The sequence below is a fragment of the Eubacterium sp. AF17-7 genome, assembly GCF_003461285.1.
Classification (GTDB): domain Bacteria; phylum Bacillota; class Clostridia; order Lachnospirales; family Lachnospiraceae; genus Eubacterium_U; species Eubacterium_U album.
On record NZ_QTWU01000012.1, the window covers coordinates 84,191 to 90,376 of the forward strand.

Consider the following 6,186-nt stretch of genomic DNA (forward strand, 5'->3'; position numbering starts at 1 on the left):
GTGATTAGAAAGGTGATAAATTGAAAGCATTAATAGAAAAATTAGCAATTGGAAATGTAGATTATGAAGTGCCTAAGGCACAGATTTCCCATAATAGCTTTGATATGGTGTTAGCAAAAGGGGAGATAGCCTACGGCTCATTTAACATCCGCTCTGAATCAAATATGAATATAAAAGGAGTGGTATATTCTTCAGATTATCATTTGAAACTAAAAAATGATCAGTTTTTAGGAAAAGACAATACAATCAGATTTGAGGCGAATACTGAACATCTTTATCCGGGAGACGATGTGTCAGGTAAAATAGACATAGTATCAAATGCCGGAGAGTTTTCTGTTAATTTTAATATTCATGTGAAGGAAGAAAATATAGAATCTTCAATGGGACCAATAAATAATCTTGAGGATTTTACAAAATTAGTTCAGTATTCTCATGAGGAAGCTATTAAATTGTTTATGTCAAGAGAATTTAAACACAACATTATCGGACAGGATGTTTATACAAGAGCCTTGTACAATGAATTGATGAAAAATTATAACAAAGAGATAGCAATGGAAGAATTCCTTGTTAAAAAAGGCCTTAAAGAACCTGTTACAATCAGTATTGTAGATAATGAAAAGACATACGAAGATATAAAGGAATCTTATGCAGACTCTCTTAAAATTACAAAGAGTGGTTGGGGATATGTAGACATAAAAGTTGAAATTAATGGTGAAATACTTCATAACTGCAAAAATGAAATAAATCTGGACAATTTTATTGGAAACACCTGCGAATATGAATATTTGATAAATCCATTCAAATTACACAGGGGCAGTAATTATGCAGAAATTGTGTTAAAGACAGTTAATCAGACCTTAACATATAAAATTCATGTTAACAATCCTACAGAAGATATATCTAAATATATCGAAAATAAAAAGGATATTATTGATGTGATGAGATTATATATGAATTTCCGTACCGGAAAGATAAACTCATTAGATTGGAAAAAGTCAACAGAGGACATTGCAGAGAAAAGATTACATTATAACAATGAAGATATAATGGCATTGTTGATAAAAACTCAACTTACAATATTAGATGGTGAAGAAGAACAGATTACTTCATATCTTATGCAATTGTCAAAATTAGTATCAGTAAGTAAGACAAATAACAAACTTAAGAGTGTTGAAGCATATTGCTATTATTTATATTTGAAAACGATATATAAGCAAAATGCTACTTACACAGAAGAAGTTCGAAAAGAAATAAAGAACTATTATGAAAATGGTTATGATTCATGGAAATTATTGTGGATGTTAATGTACATGGATGACAGATATGACCAAAATCCAAGTCTTAAATATACTTTGGTAAAAGATCAGTTTAATAAAGGATGTACAAGTCCTGTGATGTTGTATGAAGCGGCAAAAATAATTTCAAAGCAACCGGAACTATTAAGGGTTATAAATAAATTTGAATTATTACTTTTGAGATTCATAAATAAATATGATATGTACAATGACAATTTAAATAAGCAGATAGTTACTTTGTTTGAAAAAGAAAAACAATTTGACAAAATAAAATTTGAAATATTGGCTGATTTATATGAAAAGACAGAAGATGTGAAAGTACTGGAAGGAATTTGCCAGATGCTTGTAAGCGGAGACAAAAAGAAACAGTTCTATTTTAAATGGTATGATGCCGGAGTTAAACATGATGTCAAAGTAACAAAACTTTACGAGTATTATATGTACACAATTGATACAACAAAAATGTTTAAATTATATCCACAGATATACAAATACTTTGCGTTTACAACGGAAACGTTAGCCTATAATAAAGCATATTTATATCAGAATATAATTAAATATTTTGACCAGGCAAGTGAGATGTATAAAAAATACAAAGCCGGATTAGAAAAATATGTAGAAGAAGAGATTATTAATAAGCATATTGATAATAATCTTATTGAATTGTACAAAAAAATGCTCACACCACATTTTGTTAACAACAGAATGACAAAATCATTACCTAGTATATTAAATGCATGGAGAATAACTGTTGATAATCCAAATATTACAGAAGTTATAATATACCATAAAGAATTAGACGAACCTCAGCAGGTTCACCTTAATGGAGGAGAGGCTTTTGTTGAAATATATACAGACAACCCTGTAATAATATTTGTGGACAAAGATAGAAACAAATACGTAAATATAGAATATACATGCAGGAAAATTTTAAGAAATGTTAAGATTTCTGAGGTAGATAATGGAAGCATCTACTTAAAGTTAGCAAAGATAGAAAAAAACATAAAAAAATCAGCAAATGTTGATATTTTACAGATGTTAAAGGATATGCTTAATGTTGAAAATATAAGAGGAACATATAGAAAATATCTTTTAAATGAAATTGTTTCTTACTATTATAAGAATTCTTATTTAGATGAGTATGATGATTATGTAATGGAAATGAATATGAACGAGTTAGATAAAGACTCCAGAAATAAAATAATGTCAATACTTATTGCAAATAAGAAATATAAGAGTGTATATCCGTATATATTAGAATATGGTCCGGAAAGATTAAGCGATGAAAGTGTTGAAGAATTTTGTACAGGAATAATTAAAGAAACAGAGTTTGAAGAAGATGCTTTTATACTTGAAATGTGTGTGAAATTATTTAGGATGAATAAGGTTACAAGAGTAATTCTTGCTTATCTTGGAAGATTTTTCCTTGGAACAAACGAAGAAATGTTTATGTTATATGAGGAAATTAATAAAAAGAACATAATTGAAAACACATTGACGGAAAGACTACTTGTTCAGTGCATTTTTGAAGGGGATGTAAGTGAAAGAATTCATGGAATATTTAATAAATATGTACAGAATCCTTCATATGCAACAATTAGAAAAGCGTTTTACACATATGTTTCATATAATTATTTTGTTAAAAATATTCCTTGTCCGGATTCAACATGGGATATAATGCAGCAGGATATTAAGGATGGAACGGAAGTGACAGTTATTTCAAAAATCGGATATTTGTCACATGTGATTGAAAGTGAGCATGTAACACAGGAACAGATTGAAACATCAAAGAAACTGATGAGTCAGTTAGCTAAAAAGAATATTGTATTTGAATTTTATAAGAAGTTTAATAAATGGTTTGCAGTTCCATACAATATAGTGGATAAAACCATAATTGACTATCGTACAAATCCAAAGAATAAAGTATACATTACTTATAAGATAAAATCCATAACAGGCGAAACAAAGGAAAAAACTGAAGAAATGCGTAGTGTTTATTCAGGAATATTTACAAAAGATGTAATTATGTTCTTTGGAGAAGAAATAGAATATTATTTTGAAGAAATATCTGAAACTGACAGTATTGAGACAAAGAAATATACAATGAAAATAAATCAGAAAGATATTTTTAATGATGAAGGAAGATTTGGAATGCTTAACGGCATGATGATTTGCAAAGAACTTCACAGAGATAAGGATGCAAGAGAACTTATGGAAACATATGAACTTCATACGGATGCATCAGAACAGTTATTTAAGTTACTATAGGCAGGAGGAATAACAATGAATAATAAAGCACTTATTCTTGGAATAGATTTTTCAAGTGATTTTTCTCAGTTGGCATTTTTGAATGATACAGGGGAGCCTGAATCAATTAGCGTTGGACAGGATAAGCATTTTCTTGTACCTACAGTTATGTTTTTTAATGATGAATTAAAAGAATGGTCAGTAGGCGAAGAGGCAATTAACAGAAGCCAGAGAGAAAGTGGAAAAGTTGTTACAAACCTACCGGAAGCATTGTTTTATGATGAGTTAAAAGACCAGAATAGAGCAATGATGAAAGCATATATAGCTTATTTTGTAAAATTAGCGGCAAATTACACAAACGGGCAGATAATTAAAAGCATTGTAATGACAGTAGATAATTTGACAGTGGAAATAATGGAATGCTTTTATGAAACTATAGAAGCTTTAGGATATAAGAAAGAAAATACAAAAATATTAAGCCATTCAGAAAGTTTTATCTACTATGTGTTAAACCAGCATAAAGATGTGTGGGTAAATAATGTTTTAATGTTGGATTTTTCACAGCAGGGGCTTGTTTATAGAAGACTTAGCATAAGACATACAAGAGAAGCACATATAGCAGATGTAGAAACGAAAAAATTAGATGATGTTTTAACATTTGATAATATTAAAACAGATATTGATGAGGCTGACAAAATTCTTGAAGATTTTATGGACGAAGAATTGAATGAACACGTTATTTCAGCAGTATATTTTTCAGGTGAAGGTTTTTATAGTGGAGACTGGAAAAATACACTTAAAAAAACATGTAACAACCGACGTGTATTTAAAGGAAATAACCTGATAGTAAAAGGTGCAGTTTATGGTGCTAAAGAATTGTTTTATATTTCAAATTTTAGTGATTATATCATATCCTGTAAGGGAAGAACTAAGGTAAATGTTTCTATGGAAGTAAACCATCAGGGAAGCGAGAAACAGCTTGTGCTTTCAAAAATAGGAACTAACTGGTACGAAGCAGGTGCTGTTGCAGAATGTATTTTGGATAAACCGACAATAGCAAAATTCACAATACAGTCACCTATTACAAAAGAATCAGAAAACTTTTATATTGATTTACAGGATTTCCCGGCAAGAAAAAATAAGACAGTAAGAATCCGGATAAAATTTGCATATGTAAATGAAAATAAGTTTGCAATAGAGATAAAAGATATCGGATTTGGAGAATTCTATGAGAGCTCAGGAAAAGTAGTTAGAGAGGAAGTGACAGTATGAGTGACATCACAATGTGCACATTGCACTCAGAAAAACCTTATTATATAACTGAAATTAATAAAAATATATATTCGATAGAAGAATTAAATTATTATCTTTATAATTATCTTTATTTAGTGGATGAAGAATTTTTTAGTGAAAGTCTGATTGATTATATTGAAAATGAATTAAAGCAGACAACAATAGCAACAGGGCTAAGACAGGCATTAAATAAAAATGGTAATCTAGGCGAAATGATTGCATTTGTAATAAAAAATTCAGGATATTACACACAAAAGGAAGCAGATGATTTAGAAAGACATTTAGTAATGCTTAATTCAAAAACATCTGCCGAAAGAATAAAGGCTAAGGCAGACATATTACTTGATAATCATAAATATAATATGGCAATTTCTTTTTATCAGAGCATTATAAATAAGGGAACAAATAGTGAATTATCAGAAACTTTTTATGGAAGTGTTTATAATAATTTAGGAGTTGCCTATACAAGACTGTTTGAGTACGATGAGGCTTTAGTGGCATTTAGAAATGCATATAGATTAAATAGTGCTGCAGAATCATTAGAGTCAATAATATTGTGTGACCTTATGTCAGGTAATGCTACTAATTTGAAAAACGATGTTGAAAAATACAAAGTAAGTGATCAGGTAGTTAACAGACTTAGAACAGAAATCATACAGCTTAAGGCTCATATTCATGTAAATTGGAACGACACAATTGAGAAAGATTATATTAGCCGACGTAAGAGAGAATATATTGTAGAAATAAATAGTTAAGAAATTGTGAAGGTTTAGCTTAGGCAGTTGACAAATAACTTTTTAATTATTATGATAAAAAACAGAAAAAAATAAATGCTATGATGAAGAGGAGTATCTTGTAACTGCTTAACAGAGAGTAGGTTGTTGGTGGAAGACCTATAAGTAAGTGCGAGGGAAGGTAGCTTTGGAGCAGCATCAGTGAACAGTTAAAAACTATCAGTAGCTGATGACGATTCGTCCCCGTTAAGGATATGATAAGTAAAACAAAAGGTGGTACCGCGGATATTCGCCCTTTTAGGAAAATGTCTGTGGATTTAAACATACAAAAGAGACAGCATTTTAAAGCTGTCTTTTTCCGTTCATAAGGATGATAATTTGCAGACTGGATTACAAATTATTTTAAAGGAGTACACAATGAAGGAATTAGAAAAGAACTATAATCCTGCCGATATTGAAGACAGATTATATGAAAAATGGCAGGAAAAGAAATACTTTCATGCAGAAGTAGACAGAAGTAAGAAACCATTTACAATCGTTATGCCACCACCAAATATTACAGGGCAGCTTCATATGGGACATGCCCTTGACAATACAATGCAGGATATTTTAATTAG

Annotated in this window: 4 protein-coding genes and 1 other annotated feature; all 4 genes read left to right on the plus strand. The window is 30.0% G+C overall.

Annotated features, from left to right (window positions below):
• Positions 1–20 precede the first annotated feature (20 nt).
• Complete coding sequence (locus tag DWW96_RS10515) at positions 21–3,563, plus strand: DUF5717 family protein (protein WP_117910372.1); 3,543 nt, start codon at positions 21–23, stop codon at positions 3,561–3,563.
• Positions 3,564–3,578: 15 nt separating this feature from the next.
• Positions 3,579–4,814 (plus strand): DUF5716 family protein, encoded by a 1,236-nt coding sequence (locus DWW96_RS10520; protein WP_117910373.1) that lies wholly within the window; start codon positions 3,579–3,581, stop codon positions 4,812–4,814.
• Complete coding sequence (locus tag DWW96_RS10525; protein ID WP_022088313.1) at positions 4,811–5,590, plus strand: tetratricopeptide repeat protein; 780 nt, start codon at positions 4,811–4,813, stop codon at positions 5,588–5,590. Before DWW96_RS10520 ends, DWW96_RS10525 begins: the two co-directional genes overlap by 4 nt.
• A 71-nt stretch (positions 5,591–5,661) precedes the next feature.
• Positions 5,662–5,869 (plus strand) — a binding site (T-box leader).
• Between the two features lie 117 nt (positions 5,870–5,986).
• Positions 5,987–6,186 (plus strand): class I tRNA ligase family protein (locus tag DWW96_RS10530; protein ID WP_147339826.1); only part of this gene is annotated, 200 nt, incomplete at its 3' end.

Excerpts from the sequence above, each read along its gene's own strand:
- DWW96_RS10520 (WP_117910373.1), top strand. The coding sequence starts at position 3,579 with ATGAATAATAAAGCACTTATTCTTGGAATAGATTTTTCAAGTGATTTT.
- DWW96_RS10525 (WP_022088313.1), top strand. The coding sequence starts at position 4,811 with ATGAGTGACATCACAATGTGCACATTGCACTCAGAAAAACCTTATTAT.